This is a genomic window from Streptomyces sp. NPDC042002 (assembly GCF_055588305.1).
The window spans coordinates 1-19,996 of record NZ_JBVJCT010000069.1 but is presented as its reverse complement, the minus strand read 5'-3'; the positions used below and the strand labels follow the sequence as shown (position 1 = coordinate 19,996).

The following is a 19,996-nucleotide window of genomic DNA, read 5'->3' as shown; positions in this document are numbered from 1 at the left end:
GTGGGGGTCGCTCGTTCGCGTGAGTTCCAGTGTAGTGCATGCATCGGGTTGATGCAGCATGTACCGTTGGCGGAAACACGGGACACCCCCCAACCGCCCGGGAACCTCCCCGGAATTCCGAGAGGAACGACCGCAGATGACCGGTCACCACGAATCTACCGGACCCGATCCCGCGCTGAGCAGCGATTCTGTGCGTCGGGTGAGCCAGTATCAGACGGCAGGCGTGAACGCCCGGTTGAGGCTGTTCGCGCTCCTGGAGGCGCAGGGAGTGCCCGCGAGCGAGGCGGACGACCTGGTGGCCGCGCTGGAGGCCGGGGCGGTCGCAGGGGCGCAGTGCCAGGTGGTGGAGCTGGACGGCATGGCGCCGCGCCCTCGTGGCGCTGAGTTCGAGGACGGCTGGGACAAGGGCGTGGCGGCCGTGAGCGAGGCCCTGGTGGGCATCGCGGACCGGGAGTGGTCCCGGCGCGGCGGTCGGTCGGCCGGGGCCGCTGAACTGGCCGTACACATCGCGGACGTGAGGCAGCGTGAGCGCGTCGACCTGGTGCGGCTGGAGCGGTACGTCCGGGAAGCCGTACTGCCCGCCACGTACCCGCACACCACCAGGCGCCGCCAGGTCCTGGAGGCGCTGGGCGAGGCCGGCGGTCTGTGCACGGCCCGGACGGTCAACAGCGATGGGGACTACGTCGTCTGCACGCTCGATGCCGGTCACTACGACCCGGACGACAAGCCGCCCTTCAAGGACGGAAAGCCGGGCGGCTGGCACAAGGCGGATGCGTCGATCTGGAACGACATGGGCGCGGCCTGCATTCCGCACGCGGCCCTCTGAAAGACCGCAGGAATTCAACTCCAGGGGAGGCGCGGAATGTCAGCGATTCGGCTCAAGGAACACCAGGTAGACCAGCGGTCCGCGTTTAGGAAGTGGGTGGGATTCCCTGCAAGGTCATCCGTGCCCCCGCAGGGTGCCCGGGGAACGATCGTGTCAGCGACCGGCTCGGGCAAGACGATCACGGCCGCCGCGTGCGCGCTGGAGAGCTTCGCGGACGGCCGGATCCTCGTGACCGTGCCGACCCTGGACCTGCTCGCCCAGACCGCCCAGGCGTGGCGGGCGGTGGGCCACCGGGCCCCGATGGTCGCGGTGTGCTCGCTGGAGAACGACGCGGTCCTGAACGAGCTCGGAGTGCGCACCACCACCAACCCCATCCAGCTCGCCCTGTGGGCCGGGCACGGGCCCGTGGTCGTGTTCGCCACGTACGCCTCTCTCGTGGACCGGGAGGACATCGACGCACCCGAGGGCCAGCGGAGGGTTCGCGGGCCGCTGGAGGCCGCTCTGGCGGGCGGGGAGCGCCTCTACGGGCAGCGCATGGACGGCTTCGACCTCGCGATCGTGGATGAGGCCCACGGAACCGCTGGTGATCTTGGGCGGCCGTGGGCGGCGATCCACGACAACCAGCGGATCCCGGCGGACTTCCGGCTCTACCTCACCGCGACCCCGCGCATCCTCGCCGCGGCCCGCCCGCAGAAGGGCGCGGACGGCCAGGAGGTGGAGCTCGCGACGATGTCGGACGACCCGGAGGGCACCTACGGCGCGTGGCTCGCTGAGCTCGGTCTGAGCGAGGCCATCGAGCGCGAAATCCTTGCCGGATTCGAGATCGACGTCCTGGAGATCCGCGATCCCTCGCCTGTCCTCGGGGAGTCGGAGGAGGCGCAGCGGGGCCGGCGCCTGGCCCTGTTGCAGACCGCGCTCCTGGAGCACGCCGCCGCGTACAACCTCCGTACGGTCATGACGTTCCACCAGAAGGTCGAAGAGGCCCGCGCGTTCGCGGACAAGCTGCCCGAGACCGCTGCCGCGCTGTACCTGAACGACGCCTCCGACGCCGACCTGGCCGCCGCCGACAAGCTCCCCGCGTCCTCGATCGACGCGGAGTTCTACGAGCTGGAGGCCGGCCGCCACGTCCCGCCGGACCGCGTCTGGTCGGCGTGGCTGTGCGGCGACCACCTCGTAGCCGAACGCCGGGAAGCTCTGCGCCAGTTCGCCAACGGCATCGACGCCACCGGGCGCCGGGTGCACCGCGCCTTCCTCGCCAGCGTTCGCGTTCTCGGGGAGGGTGTGGACATCACCGGCGAGCGGGGAGTCGACTCGATCTGCTTCGCGGACACCCGCGGCTCCCAGGTGGAGATCGTGCAGAACATCGGCCGCGCGCTCAGGTTGAACCGCGACGGCTCCACCAAGGTCGCCAGGATCATCGTGCCGGTCTTCCTGGAGCCGAACGAGGACCCGACGGACATGGTCGCCAGCGCCTCGTTTCGCCCCCTTGTAGCCGTCCTCCAGGGCCTGCGCTCGCACGATGACCGACTCGTTGAGCAGCTCGCTTCCCGTGCGCTCACGAGCGGCAAGCGCAAGGTGCACGTCCAGCGTGACGAAGACGGGCAGATCGTCGGGGCCGGCGGCGCGGGCGACGGCGAGGACCAGGAGGACGACGACACCCAGGCCGCCGCCGAAGCCGCCCTGCTCCACTTCTCCAGCCCGCGCGACGCCGCGACGATCGCGGCGTTCCTCCGTACGCGGGTCTACCGGCCGGAGTCCCTGGTGTGGCTGGAGGGCTACCAGGCTCTCATCCGCTGGCGGAAGGAGAACGAGATCACCGGCGTCCACGCCGTGCCCTACGACGTCGAGGTCGAAGTCGGCGTCACGAAGTCCTTTCCGCTTGGCCGCTGGGTCCACCAACAGCGGAAAGCGCTGCGGGCCGGGGAGCTGGAGGAGCGGCGCAAGACGCTGCTGGACGCGCCGGAGGCCGGGATGGTGTGGGAGCCGGGCGAGGAGGCGTGGGAGAGCAAGCTCGCCGCCCTGCGGTCCTACCGCCGGGCCACCGGGCACCTCGCACCGCGTCAGGACGCGGTGTGGGGCGAGGGCGAGGCGATGGTGCCCATCGGGCAGCACATGGCGAACCTGCGCCGGAAGGGCGGCCTGGGCAAGGACCCGCAGCGGGCCGCCGCGCGCGCGGCGCAGCTGACGGAGATCGACCCGGACTGGGACTGCCCGTGGCCGCTGAGCTGGCAGCGCCACTACCGGGTGCTTGCCGACCTAGTCGACGCCGACGGCGTCCTGCCCTACATCGCACCGGGCGTCGTCTACGACGGCGACGACATCGGCACCTGGAGGTGGCGGCAGCAGGAGCCGGGCATCTGGGCGCAGCTCCTACCCGAGCAGCGGGAGCGGCTGTCCGCGCTGGGCGTGCGGGGCGCCTCCCTCGCCGTGACAGCCGCCGCCCCGTCGGAGCTCCCTCCGGCGCCGGCCGACGCGGCCAAGGGCCCGAAGAAGGCCGGGAGCAAGGCGGAGGCGGCGTTCCAGCGGGGCCTGGCAGCTCTGGCGCAGTGGGTGGAGCAGGAAGGGCAGCGGCCCGTCCCGCGCGGCACGGTCGTGGAGATCACGGCCGATGGCGAGGCGGAGCCAGTGCCGGTGAAGCTGGGGGTGTGGCTCTCGAACACCAAGTCGAGGCGCGACAAGCTCACGGCGGAGCAGCTCGCCGCCCTCGCCGCGCTGGGCATGGACTGGGCGGGCGCGGTCCTGGCCGTCGAGGCCGCCCCGGCGCAGCCCGTTCCGTCGGCGGCCCCGACGGAACGGCAGCCGTGGGACCACCACGAGGAGTGCGACAAGACGCACTACGAGGGCGGGACTTGCACCTGCGACCTCATCGAGCGGTACGGGCCGAACTCCGAGCGCGACGATTACTGACCGCCCCGGCTCTGACCGGACCCCGGGCCCGATGTCAGGGCCCGGGGTTTCGCACGTCAGGACGCGGCCGCTACCGGCGGCGCGGGATGGTGACCCGGACCTCCGCCAGGACGACGCCGGTCACCGCGTCACGGTGGACCGGGACGTACAGGCCCCAGTCGGCGTCACCGGCCGTGAGCCAGTCCCCGGCCCACGGGGCGTCGGTGGTCTCCAGCTCGCGTCCAGCGAGCGGGCCGCCCACGAGTCGAACGATCACGGTCGTACCTCCTCCGGCGGGAGCTTCCCGCCTCACCCCTTGGTGGGGCTCAGCGCCCGGAGGACAGCACCAGGGTGCCGGCGACTTCCGTCCCGGCCCGGCCGCCGGGCCGACGGCGGGTGCGGCGCGGCGGGCCCGGCCGCCGCGCAACCGGCTGAGCGCGCCCCGATCCCCGGCCGCGGCCGTACCGCCCATCCCGCCCGTCCCTTACTCCTTCACTCCAGCCAGGGGACATGGGCAGAGCGGCCGCAACGGGGATGTCAGCACCCCGACCACGGCGAAACCGCGTGGTGACCTGCACGAACACGGAGCCGGTCCGTCCAGTCGCGCAACAGTAGGCGCAACCCCTGTCGCAACCTCCAGCGCAACAGCCAGGCGCAACCCTTGCCGCAACCTCGTGCTCCTGGTCGTCCGAGGCGCGCGGGTCACGCGGCCCGGACGGCTCCTTGGGCGCGAGCCAGTTGGCGCAGCTCGGATCGCGCTGCCGGCACCGAGGGCGCGCTCTCCCAGTAGGGGTGCCACCACAGCCGTACGGACAGGAGCAGCAGGCGGCGGCGCAGGGTGGTGGTGTCGCGGGGGCGGGGTGCGGCGAGCGCGTCGTAGGTGGCGTTCCAGGCGGCTTGCGTCTGCACCAGGTCGTCGGGGAAGTCGGTCGCGTCCATCCCCGTATTAGATCGCTTGTTCGAATTGTGTGTCACTTCGGACACGCCCGCCCCTGGCGCGGCAGATCGGGTGCGGACCAGCGCGGTCGGCCCCATGGTCGGGTCCCGGACGCCTTGCGCGGAAGCGCGCCCCCTTGTGGTCCGCGTCGGCTATACCGGGATGGATCCGATCACCTCGCCCGCCGTAGTAGATGGAGTCCCTGCCTCATGACTGACGCCGCGAACCCCGCCTCCGCCAGCCGTGCCAACCGCGTGATCACGATCGTCGCCATCGTCATCGGCCTCGCCTTCACCGGCTTATGGACCTTCATCTCCGTCCCTCAGCTCACGGATTTCATCGGCGACCGGGATGTCACCCCGCCGGTGTTCCTGGCCATCGCGGTCCTTGTCGGTCCCTTCTTGTTCTGGTCCTTCATCGGTCTCGGCTTCGGCATGAGCGCGCTGGGCTGGGCTGCCGGGCTCGCCGTCACCGGCATCTTCATCAGCCTCACCTCCGGGTCGCTCGTTGCCGCCTCCGACGGTCACGGCTTCTCCTACTGGCTGTTCATCGCTCTGCTCGTCGCCTGCAACGTCGCTGCCTTCTGCGTGACTCCCTACGTCCTCGTCCGCGGCACGGTCGGACGCCGCCGTTGACCCGTCGGCCCCGGGGCGGGCGAAGTGGCCGGAAGCCCGGACCGCCCCCGCCCGGCGCTGACACACTCGGCACCGTTGTGATCACCGCGTATCGACGGAGGACATGTTGAGCCAGCAGGAGCAGCCCTGGCAGCCGGGCCCGAGCGATCTGCCCTTCACCACCCACCTGATCAACCCGCACGGCGACCGGCACCTCGGCTTCAACGACGTCGAGGGCCGCTTCTACCGGCTGTGGCAGCACCGGCAGCCCGAGCCGCTCCACACCGGCGACGCGATCCTGCTGCGCCCCAGCGACATCGACCAGATCATCAAGTTCTCCATGATCTGGGTGAAGAACCACCCCACCCACCCGCGCAGCAGTGACCTGTCGGACGAACTCGCCGCCGGGGCCAAGGCAGTCGTGCTGCACTTCGCCCAAGCCGCGCAGGCCCCCGTACAGCGCTAGGACGGCCCCCCGGACGCCGCGCCCCACCGGCCGACGAACTCCTGAAGGGCGCGGCGCTGCTGCTCCTCGCGGGCGATCTGCCGGGCGAGGACGTCGCGGTCGATGTACGGGTCGACGGCCGCGAGGACCAGGCGCTGGAGTTCGGCCGGCTCCAACGCCTCCACCTCCCACTGCACCGGGCGCCGGGGGTCGAAGCCGTACCGGTCGGCGAAGGCCGGCCACCTCGGGTCACCCTGCTTGCCCTCGGTCGCGGGCAGCTCGTAGGCGCGGACCTGGTCGTAGGTCAGCAGCACCCGCTCCGTCCGGCTCCAGCAGCCGGTGCGCACCACCCAGTCGCGCTCGATGTCCTCACCCGAGCAGTCGAAGTCACCGACCACGAGAAGGACCCCGTCGCGCGGGTCGGCGGTGACCCGGTCGTGGACGATGTCGGCGTACGACTGCGAGCCGAAGCCGCGGACCACCAGCACCGGGATGCCCGCAGGAGCGAGCCAGCCGGTCAGCTGCTGGCGCAGGGTGTCCTTCTCCGCCGCAACGTACAGGGCGTGCTCCTGGCCCTCGGTGCGGTCGAGGCGGAACCAGTCGGGCATCTCCGAGACGAACGCGTCTGCGCCCTCCCATGCGGGTGGGACGTGGATCTCCCGGACGGTGTCGATCAGGTCGGGGAAGCGGCCCTCCCGGCGGGCCTTGGCCAGCTGCGCGGACAGCCGCCGGTACATCGGCGCCGTGTGCGGCAGCGCGCCCTCGGAGACCAGGCGGTACATGACCTGGCGCAGCGTGACGCCGCCCTCGTAGCTGTCCACGATCTCCCGGGCCCGGTCGACGACCGCCGGCCACCGGATCCGTTCCCGCGCCATACCGGTACTTGTACCCTTCCGCGCGGCCGTCGGCCCCGGACACGGGTCAGCCGACGGTCGGCGCAACTCTCTCCGGGGCGAGCGCGGCCTCGAGCCGGTCCAGCCGTTCGTAGAGGGCGCGGACCAGGCGGGCGCGGTTCTGGACACAGCGCACGGTGCCCTCCAGCGGGACGGACAGCCGGCCTTCCGCCTCGCGCAGGACGACGTCGGCGAGCGCCCGGGGCCCGCTGTCCTTGGGCAGCTGGTTCGCGCGGCGCCGGACGTCGGAGGCGACCGCGCGTGCGTGGCCGGTCAGCTGGAGGCCGATCTGCTCGTAGTCGCGTTCCGCGAGCGTGTCCTCGCCGGTCCACGCGAGGACGGCCTTGACGAGGCACTCGTACGGCTCGCGATCCAGCGGGAGCTCCGCCTCGATCAGCCCGTCGGGGTCGTACAGGACCGTGTGGCTGCTGGTGTGCATGGCGGGCCTCGCTGCTGGGGCGTCTTCGCGCGGGTGGCCGGCGGTCACCGCTGGGTGTCCTCGCCGCCGCCGTCCCCGTCGTCTTGGTCCTCGCCGTGCTGACCGAGGAACCGGGCGAAGCCGCGGTCCGCGCGGGCCAGCAGGGCCGGGGAGGGAACGCCGTAGGCGGGCGACTGGAGGCCGCGGCCCTCCGGGGCCGGGGCGGTGGTGTCGGTGTGTGCGCGCATGCGGCCCCGCCTCTCCGGCTGGTGGTCCGTCGGTGACTTCGACGCTACGCAGCGTTGGCGACTGGCCTCAACGAGATTGCGAGTAATTGCGGCAGCTTCACTCCAGGGCGTCGATCGCGGCCCGGATCAGGTCGCGGGCCGCGTCGCCGTACACGGCCATCTCCGCGAGGCCGGCGAACGCCTTCGCGTAGTCGGCGAGCTCGCGCGGCTGCGTCACCTTGATCTCCGCCGTCAGCGTCTCCACCACGGCCACGTCGTCGTCGTGGAGGTAGAACGCCTCCAGCGGCCACACGGTGCGCTGCGCGGTGAACGGGATGATGCCCAGCGAGACCGAGGCGAGCGGCATCACGGCCAGGAGGTGGCGCAGCTGCCCGCGCATCGCGTCGGGGTCGGCGGTGCGGAAGCGCAGGACCGACTCCTCCATGAGGACGACGTAGCGGTGTCCGCCCTCGTAGAGGAACCGGGAGCGCGCCACCCGGGCGGCGACCGCTTCGGAGACGTCGTTCGGCGTGCCCTGGAAGGCGGTGATCTGGCCCATGAGGGCGGTGGCGAAGCCGGTGGTCTGGAAGAACCCGGGCGGGACGTTGGAGACGTACACGCGGCAGACGCGGGTCTGCTCGTGCAGGGCGTACCAGCCCTCCTGGACCGTGCGCATCCCGTTGCGATGGAGGCGGCGCCACTCCAGGTACATCGAGTCGACCGCGCGGGCGGTGGCAATGAGGTCCTCCGCCTGGTCGTCCGCGCCGCACGCCGCACACCAGGCGCGGATGTCCGCGTCCGAGGGCGGAGCCGCGCCCTTCTGCAGGCGGGTCGTCTTCGCCGGATGCCAGCCGCACCGGGCGGAGATGTCCTTCCCGGTGAGGCCGGCGTCCTTGCGCAGGTGCTGCAAGCGCACGGCGAGGGCCTCGCGGGCTGCCTGTGCGCTGGACGATGGAGAGGCGGTCACGGTGCTGTTCAGGGGCCTAGACGGTGTACTTCTCGTGCGGGATGCCGCGCTCCCAGACCGTCTCGAACGCCGACGCGCACAGGCTCACCGCGGCCGGGTCCTCGGTGAGTTCGCAGCCCGGGTCGACCCAGTCACCGTCGCCGCTGAAGAAGTGGAACATCACCAGGCGGCCGTCGATCAGCCAGAAGTCGTTGCCGGGCAGGGCGATGTCGGAGGCGTTGCGGCGGGGCAGCCAGCGGACCTGTTCGCCGGCGCCCACGTTCAGCACGGTGGCCGCGTGCTCCCACCGGATGTAGTCGGTCACCGGCTCCGAGACGATCCGGGCACGCCGCATCACCACGCCCCGGGCCAGGGTCTCCTTCACCAGACCGAGCCACTCGGGCCACCAGCGGGCCGTGGGGTCCAGGTCGATCTGACCGGTCCGGGCGAACAACGCGATCTCTTCGGCCTCGTCACCGACGCCGTAGCTGTCGCGCATCTCCAGGTGGACCGCCGTGCGCTGAGCGCCCCTCAGCAGTTCAGCGAAGTCCGGCACGCTGCTCTGCGACATCACACGCCTCCCTCAGAATCGACGCCATCCGGACCGGGATGCGGATCACCGTCTCGTGCGGCGGGACGCCCACCGCGTGGCCGGGCACCCACTCGGTCCCGCCGATCATCGCCTTCAACAACGCTTCGGCCTCCGCACCCTGGAGGACCAGGTCGGCGCTCTCTTCCTCCACCCACACCGTCGGCGACCCACCGCCTCCCGTGTTCGGGTCGATCCCGACGAACCGTAACGTCATGGCGCTCTCCCGTGTCGAGTCGGTTGCGCTTAGTTGCGCCGACCGTCTCGCGCACCGGCACTCTCGGTCAAGACCGGAGGCCGCTCGGTCCCACGTTCGGTCAACAGCGTGCTCAATCCGACAGCCGGGTGGGCCGGGTGAGTGAACGGCGAGCCCCTGGCGTAGCTAGGTCGGCGGGCTGCCGGTTGTGGGTTCAGCGGACCGATCGGCCCGCGCACGGGGCCACGTCTGCGAGGCACAGCATGGGACGTCACAAGCAGCACAAGCCGCGCCGCCCCCGGAGCGAGAGCGGCCAGCCGACCACGGAGTGGTTCGGCACCGCGTTCCACTCCACCGAGGGAATGCAGCACCTGGACGTTCGCCAGTCCGGCAACGGCATCCTGATCACGTCCTCCCCTGCCGAGATCGACGGCCTTCCGGCCTCCTGGCCGCTGCGCCTACGCAACGACGTCGACGGCGGGCTGAACGAGGTGGGCACGGCCCTCGCGGCCGGGCGCGGCCACGTCTTCGGCGTGACCGAGGGCCCCGGCTACAGGACCGTCCTGGCGTTCATGCCCAACCATCCGGAGGAAGGTGTCGGCACGCTGGCCCGGGTGCGCACCTCCGACGGCCCGGACGGCGACGTCGTCTTCGAGCGGAGCGCGGAGCGACCGATGGGGCTGTGGGCGGAAGCCGGGGAGAACCTCCTGCGGATCGTGCCGGTGCTCGGTCCGGACGCGCCGCCGGCGGACGACCTCGAGGACTGCCGCCTGTGCCCCGGCTGCTACCGGCCCGTCTACGAGAGCTCTTCCTCGCACACCCTGATCGGCGCCGGTCCGATGCCGGTGATCGGGCTGTGCAGGCTGTGCGCCGAAGGCACCACGCTCCGCTCACTGCGCGGGATCGACGTACCCCTCGCCCCGCAACAGCGCGCCGTCCTGGAGACCGTGGCCGCCGCCATGGCGTAGCCGGTTCGCCGCCCCGGGCAAGCCCCTCGCGCCGAAGAGCTTGCCCGGCTCGAACGTCAGCGGCCGGCAGGCTCGGGGTAGCGCTCGCGGCGCCGGTCCGGGTCATCGACGCCGATCTCGTACCAGGGCTCGCCCCGCTGGAGCCGCGGCAGAGTGTTCACCCACACCGCGACGGCAATGCCCCGCACGTCGGCGGTGAGCGCCTGGAGGCGGTTGTCGAGCAGGTGCTCCGCCTTCCCCGCCAAGACGACATGCAGCCGCGGGAAAGTCTTCGAGCGGGTGTAGCGGTGGCGCTGCCAGAACGGGAACGTCCCGCCGATCGTGCCGCGGGCGCCTTCCCAGACGCGGTGCCCGGCGTAGCGCTCGTAGTCCCAGACCTCCTTCGCGAGGCGGGCCTGGGACATGGTGCCGTTGTCGAGCTCGAAGAGGCGGACCTCGCTGGTCTTGGTCGGCCACGCGAGGACGGCGTCGGTGTTGAAGCTCAGGCCGGTCTCCTTGATGGCGTGGTTCACCTCCACCTGCCAGTCGGTCAGCGAGCGCCGACCGCCGTAGGCCAGGATCGTGTCGGTCACCGCGAGGCCGTGCGGACCGAACCCGGCCTTCACCGCCTTCGCTCCGGTGCCGGCCTTCGGGCGCGGTGGCAGCTCGTTGCCGTCGGCCAGAGCCTTCTGTCCCGCCACCGTCAGGTTCCAGATCTTGTCCTTGCCGTGCTTGCCGTTCGTCTCCGCCAGCCCGAGCTCCGCCAGTTCCACCATCGCCCTGCGCACGTACGACCGGCCGTCTGACTCCTCCGCCGTGATCACCGAAGCCATCTGCCGAACCGTCGCTATCCGCACACACCCCAGCATCCGCAGCGCATCGGCCCGTACCTTCCCGGCCGTGGGAGTGGACCTCTTCCCCTTCGCCGACGTCTCAGGGGAAGGGAGAGAGGTGTCAGCGTGCCGGGAGGCACCCTGACGGGCGGTGTGAGCTGCGGTGATGGGCACGACGTTGGAATCGTTCACGGCACCGTTCACGGCACTGGATTCCGTGCCGCCCGGAAGGCGCTCAGCACCCCTTGTCCAGGTCGGGCGCGGCTCCGGGTCGGGCTGCCGGGCGCTGCTGGTGTACGTCATGGCGAAGCTCCTCACGCAGGTGGCGCGGGGGTCCGGATGGAATCCCCCCGTCACTTGCTAGAGGTGTCGCGAAAGTCGACGGTGTGACGATCCACCGTTCACCGTTACCGAGCCGTGATCACCCGGTAGGCGTCGCGCAGAGCTCGGAGACGATCGCGAACGACGTCGTCACCATCGGCACCGCCATGGCCGGCGGCATCACCGCGTGCGTGGTCTGGCCGTGCGCCATCCCGTTGCGGATCTGCCGACCATAGTCGAGGTACTCCGCCTGCCGAGCCGTCAGGATGCCGTCGGCCGCGCCCTGCTTGATGAGCCCGTGCAGCGGCTTCTTGCCCGCGTCCGGGATCCGGTCGCGCAGCACGATCTCCACCGCGATCAGGGAGTGCATGACCGCCACGGTGGAGAACTCGTAGCAGTAGTACGACTGGCGCAGCAGCTCACGCGCCGTACGCAGGACCGTCGCCGCGGCCTCGGGCACACCGTCGGGCACGACCAGGTCCTCCACGAGGTCGTGCATGTCGGCGTAGCAGGTGACGAAGTAGTGGGCCCGGTCGTCCGGGACCGGGAACGGCAGCCGCTGCGTGGTCATCCCCGCAGTCTCCCAGCGGCACGTCCCGGGCGGCAGCGTCTTTTCCCGGAGCCGTAGCGCAGCGTGCCGGGACGGAGATTTCTCCCCGTTGAAAATGGGCGGTATGTCGCAGGTAGCGGACCAGGTCAAGGGGAAACGTCGTGAGGGGCCGGGCGGCGGCTGCTCACCGTCGGTGCTCGGATTCTGTCCACAGGGCTGCGGTTCGAGGGTGTCTTCGAGGCCGCCGCGATCAGCGGGGCGGCCCGAAGACGAGGGAGCCACCCATGCCAGAGAACACCGTCACCACGTCGCTCGCCCCGATGGAGCCGGAGGACGTGGTCGACGCCTTCGCCTACATCCGGGCGTTGCAGGCCGACGACATCGACACCGCCTGCGAGGTCGCCAAGGCCACGGGCCCGGAGTTGCATCGGCTGCTCCTGGACGTCGCCGCGCGCGTCTTCATCCCCATCACCGCCGAGGACGACCACGACGGGGAGCCCTGCGCGCACTCCTTCCTCGCCGCGGCGCTCGGGCGGCTGCTGCTGGAGCTCATGTGCCAGGGCGTGTGCCTGGGCGGTCTGCCGGGCATCGCCGACACCATCACCCGCTTCGCCGAGAACATCCTCACCGAGGCCCACGGTGACGTCGCCGACGTCCTGCGCCAGCTGGAGGCCGCGGGGATGAAGCAGGCGATGGAAGCGCACCCGGCGCACCGCACCACCGCGTAGCCGCGCATCCGGAACGGGGGTGGTGCGGTGCGGCGCGCATCGGGTGCGCACCACCGCCGGACGATGCACCGCACCGTGCGCACCCGGTGCGCACCAAGTGCGGTGACCGTTTCGGTGGTGCGCGCACCGGCGCACCGCACCATCCATCGCGGGGCGCGTCACCGACCGCGCCGCACCGTGCGGGGCGCGCGCCACGGCCGGGCGGGCTCCTATATCACACACCCCCCTTGACTGCGACCTGTCCGACAGCTCAGACCGGCGCTGACAAGGGGAAACGTGCTGGGTAGCGAACCTGGTCTAGGAGCGATGCGCGCCCGCCGCGACCTGGACAAGGGGTGGGCCGGCGGTGCGCGCACCGGTGCGGTGCGGGACATCGGGTGCGGCGCACCGGGTGAGCACGTGCGCACCGGGCACCGTCGGATGGTGCGCACCGGGTGCGGTGGCGGACATCGTGGTGCGCATCAGAGTGGCGTCCATCGTCATCCGGTGCGCACCACGGTGGCGTCCACTCGGTGGAGTCCATCGGGTGGAGCCCACTCGGTGCGGCCCATCGGGTGGAGCCCACCGAGTGGAGCCCACCCGATGTCGTGCATCGCCACTGGATGCTGAACATCGTCGGCCCCATCGGGTGGAGCCCACCGAGTGGAGCCCACCCGATGTCGTGCATCGCCACTGGATGCTGAACATCGTCGGCTCCACTCGGTGGACGATGCCGGGCATCGTCACCGCAGCCAGGCGTTGGAGTGCCGTACCCGGGACAGGGCGCGGGCATCGCGGCGCGCGGCCGCGTTGCCGATCCGGCTCTGCCGGGAGCGGGGCCGGCGCGACTCCCCGGCCGCGAGGCGGCGCTTCCCGGCGTCTTGGAGCCGCTCCCGCTGATCGTCCAGCTGCTTCTTCTTGGCCGCCTTCGACTTCGGTGTCCGGGGCCGCTTCCAGATCGGTTGCCAGCCCACGGGCTCCTCGGGCTCGGGCTCCTGGTCCTCATCGAGCGCGGCGGCTATCTCCCCACTGGCTGCGCGGGCTCGGGCGAGGACGTCCTTCAACTCCGGGATCTCGGGGGTCTCCGGTGTGGTCATGCGAGTCCTCCCGTGGGTGTCCGGCCAGGCGTCGGCTGCGCGCCGGGCGGCGGGGTGTGTGACGGTGCGGGCGCTGGCGGGGCGGACCGCTGCCGGGCGGCGCGGGCGGCTGCGCGGGCGGCGGCGCGCTCCCGGACTGTGTCCTGGAGCCTGGCGGCCATCTGGGCGACGGCCTCGATCGTGGCGCGGGTCTGCTCCAGCGCGGCAGCCTCGGTCCCTTGCTGCTGCTCCTGGGCGCGGTCGGCCTCCCGGTCCGGGCGCGACGGAAGCAGGCCAGACCTCGAGGTGCCAGGCACGGCGACGGTGTGCGGGCGGGCTCGGGAACCCAGGCGCTCCGCACGGCGCGCCGCGTGCATCCGGGCCTTCAACGCGTCGGCGGCGAGGCGGGCCCGCGCGTAGAGAGGAAGCGTCCGGTTGCGGGTCAGCGGGCGCAGCACGGCCTGGTCGCCGGTGTCGCGCGGGTACAGGGCGTGCAGGTCGGCGGTCATCATCAGGCCCCGGCCGACGGGGCGGGTGTAGTCGTCGACCACGGTCTGCACGATCGTCTCGTCCAGGCCCGGCTGGATGGGGCGGCCGCGTAGGACGTAGGAGAGGTAGCGGCGCGCTTCAGCGAGCAGGTGGTGGCGTTTGAACGCGCCGCGCATCACGTACACCACGGCGACGACGTCGACGGCCGCCAGGGCGACGTCGACCACCGGCCGCACCCGCGCCCACACCGCCGCGGCCGCCGCTCGCGCCCGCTGCGCCAGCCGGTCGATGACGTCGGCGCCGAACGCGTCGATGGCCGACTCCCGCCACCGCTGGCGCAGCTCGGACAGCGGCCGTGGCTCCTTGCGCTTGGGCGGGCGTGTCCGGTCGGCGGCCCGGCAGGCCAGCCCGTAGGCGGCTTTCTCTCCCGGCTCGTGCCCGTGCTCTTCCACGTACTCGCCTGTGAGGACGAACAGCGCTTCCTCGATCTGCTGACGGCGCGTGGACTGCCAGCCGATGAGCCGCTGGTCTATGCCCGCGATCTCCATGACGGGACGGCGGCCGGGTGTCACCTCGCGCGGCTCCCAGGCCCACCCGAGCCGGGCAGACACCTCTTCCATGAAGAACAGGAGGTACAGGGTGTCGGCGACAACGATGTGGGACAGCAGCGTGTCCGCCGACAGGTTGCCCCATGTGCCCTTGGCGTCCGGCCGGCGGGCGCGGATCGACACCACCGCATGATCGTGCAGCAGCGGCTTCGACTCCTCAGCTCTGGACTCGTAGTGCCGGAACACCGCGACGATCAGCCCGCCGTCCCGGATCGGCTTGCGGTGCTTGCCGCCGCTCCCCGACCGGATCTGCGCGACCGACTCCCCCAGCCACTCCAGGGTCTTGTCCACCGAGATGTCCTGGCACTCTTCCAGCACCAGCCGTTCCTCGTCGCCCCCGAGTGCCCACGCGATGTGCGCCGTCGGCGGCGGCCGGAACGTGAGGTCCATGCCCAGCCAGGGGGTGCGCTCTTTGGCCTTCTCGGTCTTCGGGGAGCGGTTGTGCTCGATGGGCCTGCCCAGCACGGTCGCCCGCCGGGCCTTTGCCGGATCGTCGCCCGCCTCCAGGCGCTCGCGCTCGATCCGGTCGGCGTCCGGGTGCCGGCCTTCCCCCAGGAGCAGCTCGGCCTGCCGCTCGGTCACCACGTCCCCGGCCGTGAGGCCGACCGCGGCCAGGCCCTGGCCCCTCCAGATCCCGGGCGGGACACCAGCCTCGTCCTGGGCGGCGCGCAGCGGCGTGCTCGCGGGGCGGTGGCCATCGCCGACCATCACGCCGCGGAAGTAGTACCGCCACCCGTCACCCGGGCGGACCTCCGATTTACTGATCACCGGACCATGGAACACCGGCTTTGACCTGCACAAAAGCGCAATCCGGGGTCCTTCCCGCCGGGCGGGAGGCCATCACCAAGTCTTTACCGCAGCGCCCGCCAGGCGGGCCGTCCCGGCAGCCCGAGACGGTAAGCCGCCGACGTGTGCACAGTGCGCCGCATGAAAGCGAATCTTCTCCACGAAGACCTCTGCCCGCTGTGCCGTCGCCCGCTCACGCGGCGCCCGAAGGTCGTCGTCCGCTCTGCGGGCGTGCCCCAGCCCACTCGGATCGACTACCTGCCCCACTGCACCCGCTGCACCAACGACCCGGTCATCAAGCAGAAGTGGAACGACCTGATGAACGACCGCGCGGGGAGCTGACGGCGGCCGTGCGAATGCTGCGCACCGACAGCACCCCCCACTACGACATCCGCCTCCAGCCGACTCCCATGCCATCCAACGCGCACCAGCGCACCACTCCCCGGACCGTCCACCACCGCTGAGCACACCACGTCACCGACGCCCTTCAACACGACCAGCCACCACCGCCCCCGGCCGACCGGCCGGGGGCTTCGTGCGTCCTGGAGGTTCACCGTGCCCACGTACGAGACCCTGCCGCGCTTCGCTGCCGACCTGGACCGCCTCACCCCGGAACAACGCCGCAAGTTCCGCCAGACCGTGGCGGCCTTCGTCGAGGACCTGCGCGCCGGAGGACGCTTCCGCGCTGGCCTCCGCATCAAGCGCGTTCAACGGGCGACGGGGATCTACGAGCTCACCTGGTCCATGGGCACCGGCCCCGCAGGACGCGCCACGTGGCAATACGGACCAGCACGTCGTCCCGACACCCCGCACGTGATCTGGCGTCGCATCGGCACCCACGACATCCTCACCGGTCCCTGATCTGGACACGGCGTTCATCTCCCAGCTGCGCCCGGACACGCGTTGGGGCCGGTTTCCCAAACTTGGGAAACCGGCCCCAAGGGTGTCAGCGCGCTACTTGGCGGCCTTGGTCACCGTTGCCGCCCATGAGGCGACTTCCTCAGCGAGACGCCGGGCATCCTCCGGGCTCTCCTCGAACGCCTTCTTCACCAGCCCCCGCGTCAGGTGCTTCTTCGCGAGGGCCACGGCGTTCTCCAACTGGCCCACCGCGCTCGGTGTGGTAGCCGCGTGGTTGGTGCTGCTCAGCACCTCGCCCTGGATCGCCTGCTTCGGCTTGCCGTACCCGAGACCGTCGACGGCGGCCTTGAGGGTCGTCGCGGTGGGCTGCCCGTTCCTCTTCTCGGACTTCGCCCACGCTTCGCTGACGGCTTCCAGCCCGTTGTGCCGGAGCACCGGCGCGAGGACCTGGACGTGCCCGGTGTTCGCGCTCGTGCCCTCTGGGAGCGCCTTCTGCACCTTGGCCGTGGCGACCAGGAGGTATCCGTGGGTGGAGGAGTAGTCCCACCGCCGCTTCACGTAGTCGACGAAGCTCTCGTAGTCCGGGCGCCACAGTTCATCGTCGTGGATGAGCGCCAGCGCGGGGCCGGCCTCCCGACTGAACTTGTCCTTCGCCTGCCGAACGGTGAGCTCCGCGTTGTCCTGAGCCTTGCCGATGATGCCTTCGAGTACGGCCAGGCGCTCCTCCGCAGTTCCCTCGTGCGCAGCGCGCGGGAGCGGCACGAGGCCAAGAGCCGTGTCGGCCGGGTCGGCTCGGTCCGCGGCTTTCTGGAGGCCGCCCCGTCCAGCCTTCGCAGGGGGCGCAGCGGCTGCGGCCTTCTGGAGCAGTTTGGAAGCCATCAGGCGCCCTTCTGTGTGACGACGTGGTCCAGGAGCTGGCCGTACCAGCCGCGGAGCTTCTTGGCCTCGCGGCCGGGAGCGGAGGTGATCGGCGTGCAGGCCACCCGGCACTCCTCCCGGACGGAGTAGCTGACGATCCCGGGGTAGTGCCCCTCATCGGCTGTGAGGTGGTCGAGCACCTTGTCGCCGAAGGTTTCCACGAGCTGCCCGTTGACGAAGTGGTTGACGGCGCGCATGTCGTCCTTCTTCGGCAGGATGCTCCTCACCACCCCGGCGATCTCCAGGTCCTCGTTCATCCCGCTGCCGGGGGCACTGACGAATCGGATGGTACGGAGCGCTTGCTCGGCTCCGAGTCGGCCGTCGGCGGTGAGGGTGGCGGGGATGAGGACCTTCTTGGCGGCGATGAGCGCACAGGTGGCGAGCTTGCCGCCCGCTCGTGGCGGGACGTCCATCACAGCGAGGTCGATCTCCCCGTCCAGCCCTTCCAGGGCACGGCGCAGACGTGCCTCGAACATGGTGGAGTCGGTCTCACGGCGGCCGAGGGGCCGTTCCGAGGGGAGCACCCAGACGTTGGACGGCCATCCGTCACCGGCCCGCACGATCGCGTCGTGGATCAGTTCGGCGGGATCGCCGGGAGGCGTGTCGGCTTCGGGATCGATGTAGAGGAGGTCGTTCAGCGTGAAGCGCGGGTCCTTGACTCCGAGCTCCTCGGTGAGCGTGGCCCGGGGATCGAGGTCGACGGCGAGAACGTTCAACCCGCGTTCGGCAGCTTCGGCCACCATGCCCGCGGAGTTGCTCGTCTTCCCGACGCCCCCCTTCTCCGAGTAGTTCGCGACTGCGTCCACGCCAACCTCCACCTATGCGATCACTTCCGCGCCGGATCGTCGCTGCTCAGGCGCTCCCCAGGCAAATCACCCTGGTGAGAGGCATCGCGTTGACCTGCGCGTACGGGAGGCAGCGTAGCGGTCCGCCGTTTCCCAAATTTGGGAAACGCCCCTGCTGTCGCCCGTCCTGGCGAGTCGCGCCGGAGCCTGGAACGCAAAAAAGGCCCGTGTTCCCTGCGGTGGGTCGCAGGGAACACGGGCCTTCGGGGTGCTGCAGATCAGGCGGCCCAGGTAGCGGACGTGCCTTCATCAGGGTTGGGGATTCCGGCTGCGGTCACCAGCGCGGCGGGGTGCCGCAGGGCGGTGATCGGTACAGCCCCGGGTTCGGCGGCCGGCGCCCAGACCATGCGCCATGTCTCATCCCACTCGCACCCACAGCCGCCTTGATCAGGGTGTGGGTGTCGTAAGAACACGCCGTACGTGAGGACGGCGCGCGGGATGCGGGGGATGAGCACGGCCGGGTCGTCGCCGGGGTACAGGTGTAGGTTCCGCCAGCCGTGGGTCCGGGCCATGTAAGCAGCTGCGGCCTCGATGGCGTCGGCCCACCGCTGGTGCCCGAGCACGATGAACGCGACCGGATAGAGGTGATCCTCGGTCGGGTCGTCGATCCCGGTGACGTACAGGTCGCGGTGGGCGACGAAGCCGCTGTCCGCCGCGTCGTCAGCGCACGGCGTCCAGAGCAGTTCGACGGGGTGCCGGCTGCCGTCGTCGCCCTCGCTGGTCTCGATCTCGTACAGAGGCGTGGTCACGCGCTCACCCCCGCAACGGCGGCGGCCAGGAGCGCCACGGCGTCGGCCTCGTACGGGTCGACGAACAGCTGGTGGTCGCTGACGTCGAACGGCGCGTACCGCGCGGAGACGCGGAACCCGGGCACCGCGGTGGTCTCCCTGCCCTCCAGCGTGGCGGTGAGCCGGTCGTAGTCCTGCTGGGCGTGCCGGGTCTGTGTGTACGGGCCGACGCGCAGCAGGGTGAAGCCGTCGAGGCTGTCGTCGCGTCGGCGGGCCTCGATGTAGAGGGCGTAGTGCGCGAGCTCCATGCCGACGTCGTCGGGCAGGGGGAGGTTCGCGGCGGCGTGGGTGAGCATCGCGTATCCGGGCTGCCAGACGCCGAGGATCGCGCTGGTCTCGCAGCGCAGCCAGCCGCGTTCGGTGTAGCCGAGCTGGCGGCCGTGGAGGTAGGCCGCGGCGTGCGGGGTGTCGGGGTGGACCAGGGACACGGCGATCATCTCGGGGCCGTGGTCGTCGCCGGGGCGGGGGTGGGCGCGTTCCACGAAGGGCCCGATCCGCACGGCGATGTCCTGGGCGCAGCCGGGCGTCCAGGGCTGCGGGTCGCGTACGGCGGCGAGCATCGCGCGGAACTGGTCGACGACGGCCTGGTCCTCGGGGGAGATGGCGCCGGGGGCGTGGCCGCAGCGGCGGAAGCGACGGATCATCGGGTGGGCTCCTGCTCGAAGGTGGGGTGAGTGCTCGCCGGGCGCAGGTAGCGGGCGGCGGCGTTGACGAAGTCGTCGTGGGCGACCTTCGCGGCCTCCCGAGCGGCGGTCAGGTCCTCGGTGGTGGCGTACGCGTCCCGGATCGCGTACGTGAGCGTGATCATGCGGTCGGCCGCGGCGCGCACGGCCTGGTCCTCGAAGAGGACGCGCAGGGCGACCAGCGGGCGGGTGACCGCGCTGCGGGTCATGTGGCTCTCACCGCGCAGGGCCTCGATCCGGTCGGTGCCGGCGCCCTTGAGGACGGCGTCGCCGCGCCTCCACATCGTCGCGCGGTGGTCGCTGGCGGCGCAGGCGAGCGCGGTGACGGCCTCCAGGCGGTCGCGGCGGATCGCCTCGCCGTGACTGACGCGCACCTGCCGTTCGGCGGCGCGCTCCTGGAAGCGGCCGCTGACGATCGCGCCCAGCAGCGTGGCGACGATCGCGAGGGCGGCGGTGATCAGGGTTGCTAACACGCAGGGTCTCCTCGGTGTGCTGGTGAGGGGCAGAACGGGGAAGCGGGGGGGGGGGGGGGGGGGGGGGGGGGGGGGGGGGGGGGGGGGGGGGGGGGGGGGGGGGGGGGGGGGGGGGGGGGGGGGGGGGGGGGGGGGGG

26 protein-coding genes are annotated in these 19,996 nt (G+C 71.5%); 8 read left to right on the top strand and 18 right to left on the bottom strand.

All coding sequences use genetic code 11. The features are described 5' to 3' along the window. Positions 1-199: 199 nt before the first annotated feature. Both ACZ6KY_RS41610 and ACZ6KY_RS41605 read left to right on the top strand, forming a co-directional pair. Positions 200-826 (top strand): hypothetical protein, encoded by a 627-nt coding sequence (locus tag ACZ6KY_RS41610; RefSeq protein ID WP_467006882.1) that lies wholly within the window; start codon positions 200-202, stop codon positions 824-826. Between the two features lie 36 nt (positions 827-862). Continuing rightward, on the top strand, positions 863-3,733 hold the full coding sequence (locus ACZ6KY_RS41605) for a helicase associated domain-containing protein (RefSeq protein ID WP_469315448.1): 2,871 nt from the start codon (positions 863-865) through the stop codon (positions 3,731-3,733). A 70-nt stretch (positions 3,734-3,803) separates the two neighbouring features. Here the strand turns inward: ACZ6KY_RS41605 and ACZ6KY_RS41600 are convergent, their stop codons facing one another. Continuing rightward, entirely contained in the window at positions 3,804-3,989 is a 186-nt protein-coding gene (locus ACZ6KY_RS41600) for a hypothetical protein (RefSeq protein ID WP_334647031.1), read from the bottom strand. A 425-nt stretch (positions 3,990-4,414) separates the two neighbouring features. Continuing rightward, positions 4,415-4,651 carry a hypothetical protein gene (locus tag ACZ6KY_RS41595; protein ID WP_393685959.1) on the bottom strand — a complete coding sequence of 79 codons (237 nt, stop codon included), beginning with the start codon at positions 4,649-4,651 and terminating at the stop codon, positions 4,415-4,417. Positions 4,652-4,858: 207 nt separating this feature from the next. On the opposite strand from ACZ6KY_RS41595, the gene ACZ6KY_RS41590 reads away from it, so the two are divergent. Both ACZ6KY_RS41590 and ACZ6KY_RS41585 read left to right on the top strand, forming a co-directional pair. Further along, positions 4,859-5,284, top strand: coding sequence for a hypothetical protein (locus ACZ6KY_RS41590; protein WP_469315447.1), 426 nt, complete (start codon positions 4,859-4,861; stop codon positions 5,282-5,284). Between the two features lie 103 nt (positions 5,285-5,387). Continuing rightward, positions 5,388-5,729 (top strand): hypothetical protein, encoded by a 342-nt coding sequence (locus ACZ6KY_RS41585; RefSeq protein WP_383049996.1) that lies wholly within the window; start codon positions 5,388-5,390, stop codon positions 5,727-5,729. Here ACZ6KY_RS41585 and ACZ6KY_RS41580 read toward each other — a convergent pair. From ACZ6KY_RS41580 to ACZ6KY_RS41555, 6 genes are all read right to left on the bottom strand, one after another. Next, a complete protein-coding gene (locus ACZ6KY_RS41580; RefSeq protein WP_469315446.1) occupies positions 5,726-6,583 on the bottom strand; it encodes a hypothetical protein in 858 nt (285 codons plus the stop codon). The genes ACZ6KY_RS41585 and ACZ6KY_RS41580 overlap by 4 nt on opposite strands. Positions 6,584-6,629: 46 nt before the next feature. Beyond that, the gene (locus tag ACZ6KY_RS41575) at positions 6,630-7,040 is read right to left on the bottom strand and encodes a DUF6415 family natural product biosynthesis protein (protein ID WP_469315445.1); all 411 of its coding nucleotides are present in this window, start codon (positions 7,038-7,040) and stop codon (positions 6,630-6,632) included. 44 nt (positions 7,041-7,084) lie between these two features. Then, positions 7,085-7,267, bottom strand: coding sequence for a hypothetical protein (locus ACZ6KY_RS41570; protein ID WP_469315444.1), 183 nt, complete (start codon positions 7,265-7,267; stop codon positions 7,085-7,087). Between the two features lie 97 nt (positions 7,268-7,364). After that, positions 7,365-8,213: a helix-turn-helix domain-containing protein gene (locus ACZ6KY_RS41565; protein ID WP_469315443.1), complete on the bottom strand. Its 849-nt coding sequence runs from the start codon at positions 8,211-8,213 to the stop codon at positions 7,365-7,367. Positions 8,214-8,229: 16 nt separating this feature from the next. Next, a complete protein-coding gene (locus ACZ6KY_RS41560) occupies positions 8,230-8,763 on the bottom strand; it encodes a DUF6879 family protein (protein WP_054215500.1) in 534 nt (177 codons plus the stop codon). Beyond that, positions 8,732-8,998, bottom strand: coding sequence for a hypothetical protein (locus ACZ6KY_RS41555; protein WP_334647023.1), 267 nt, complete (start codon positions 8,996-8,998; stop codon positions 8,732-8,734). The genes ACZ6KY_RS41560 and ACZ6KY_RS41555 overlap by 32 nt, the downstream gene beginning before the upstream one ends. Positions 8,999-9,240: 242 nt before the next feature. On the opposite strand from ACZ6KY_RS41555, the gene ACZ6KY_RS41550 reads away from it, so the two are divergent. Beyond that, on the top strand, positions 9,241-9,945 hold the full coding sequence (locus ACZ6KY_RS41550) for a hypothetical protein (protein WP_469315442.1): 705 nt from the start codon (positions 9,241-9,243) through the stop codon (positions 9,943-9,945). Positions 9,946-10,001: 56 nt separating this feature from the next. Here ACZ6KY_RS41550 and ACZ6KY_RS41545 read toward each other — a convergent pair whose 3' ends face one another. Beyond that, complete coding sequence (locus ACZ6KY_RS41545; protein WP_469315449.1) at positions 10,002-10,793, bottom strand: replication-relaxation family protein; 792 nt, start codon at positions 10,791-10,793, stop codon at positions 10,002-10,004. 385 nt (positions 10,794-11,178) lie between these two features. Further along, positions 11,179-11,649 (bottom strand): hypothetical protein, encoded by a 471-nt coding sequence (locus ACZ6KY_RS41540; protein ID WP_391223896.1) that lies wholly within the window; start codon positions 11,647-11,649, stop codon positions 11,179-11,181. 263 nt (positions 11,650-11,912) lie between these two features. On the opposite strand from ACZ6KY_RS41540, the gene ACZ6KY_RS41535 reads away from it, so the two are divergent. After that, on the top strand, positions 11,913-12,356 hold the full coding sequence (locus tag ACZ6KY_RS41535; RefSeq protein ID WP_469315441.1) for a hypothetical protein: 444 nt from the start codon (positions 11,913-11,915) through the stop codon (positions 12,354-12,356). A gap of 297 nt (positions 12,357-12,653) precedes the next feature. Here the strand turns inward: ACZ6KY_RS41535 and ACZ6KY_RS41530 are convergent, their stop codons facing one another. From ACZ6KY_RS41530 to mobF, 3 genes are all read right to left on the bottom strand, one after another. Next, positions 12,654-12,833 carry a hypothetical protein gene (locus tag ACZ6KY_RS41530; protein ID WP_469315440.1) on the bottom strand — a complete coding sequence of 60 codons (180 nt, stop codon included), beginning with the start codon at positions 12,831-12,833 and terminating at the stop codon, positions 12,654-12,656. Between the two features lie 245 nt (positions 12,834-13,078). Further along, entirely contained in the window at positions 13,079-13,432 is a 354-nt protein-coding gene (locus tag ACZ6KY_RS41525) for a hypothetical protein (RefSeq protein ID WP_469315439.1), read from the bottom strand. Continuing rightward, positions 13,429-15,276, bottom strand: a complete 1,848-nt coding sequence (gene mobF / locus ACZ6KY_RS41520; RefSeq protein ID WP_469315438.1) for a MobF family relaxase — start codon at positions 15,274-15,276, stop codon at positions 13,429-13,431. The genes ACZ6KY_RS41525 and mobF overlap by 4 nt, the downstream gene beginning before the upstream one ends. A 159-nt stretch (positions 15,277-15,435) precedes the next feature. Between mobF and ACZ6KY_RS41515 the strand changes: the two genes are divergently transcribed. Next, positions 15,436-15,636 carry a hypothetical protein gene (locus ACZ6KY_RS41515; RefSeq protein WP_469315437.1) on the top strand — a complete coding sequence of 67 codons (201 nt, stop codon included), beginning with the start codon at positions 15,436-15,438 and terminating at the stop codon, positions 15,634-15,636. 213 nt (positions 15,637-15,849) lie between these two features. Beyond that, positions 15,850-16,155 (top strand): hypothetical protein, encoded by a 306-nt coding sequence (locus ACZ6KY_RS41510; RefSeq protein ID WP_266862543.1) that lies wholly within the window; start codon positions 15,850-15,852, stop codon positions 16,153-16,155. 93 nt (positions 16,156-16,248) lie between these two features. Here ACZ6KY_RS41510 and ACZ6KY_RS41505 read toward each other — a convergent pair whose 3' ends face one another. The 5 genes from ACZ6KY_RS41505 to ACZ6KY_RS41485 form a co-directional block, all read right to left on the bottom strand. Continuing rightward, on the bottom strand, positions 16,249-17,031 hold the full coding sequence (locus ACZ6KY_RS41505; RefSeq protein ID WP_391223901.1) for a hypothetical protein: 783 nt from the start codon (positions 17,029-17,031) through the stop codon (positions 16,249-16,251). Next, complete coding sequence (locus tag ACZ6KY_RS41500; protein WP_469315436.1) at positions 17,031-17,876, bottom strand: ParA family protein; 846 nt, start codon at positions 17,874-17,876, stop codon at positions 17,031-17,033. Before ACZ6KY_RS41500 ends, ACZ6KY_RS41505 begins: the two co-directional genes overlap by 1 nt. Positions 17,877-18,133: 257 nt before the next feature. Next, the gene (locus tag ACZ6KY_RS41495; protein ID WP_469315435.1) at positions 18,134-18,664 is read right to left on the bottom strand and encodes a hypothetical protein; all 531 of its coding nucleotides are present in this window, start codon (positions 18,662-18,664) and stop codon (positions 18,134-18,136) included. Then, positions 18,661-19,347, bottom strand: a complete 687-nt coding sequence (locus tag ACZ6KY_RS41490) for a hypothetical protein (protein WP_469315434.1) — start codon at positions 19,345-19,347, stop codon at positions 18,661-18,663. The genes ACZ6KY_RS41495 and ACZ6KY_RS41490 overlap by 4 nt, the downstream gene beginning before the upstream one ends. Further along, entirely contained in the window at positions 19,344-19,859 is a 516-nt protein-coding gene (locus ACZ6KY_RS41485; protein ID WP_334647013.1) for a hypothetical protein, read from the bottom strand. Before ACZ6KY_RS41485 ends, ACZ6KY_RS41490 begins: the two co-directional genes overlap by 4 nt. Positions 19,860-19,996 lie beyond the last annotated feature (137 nt).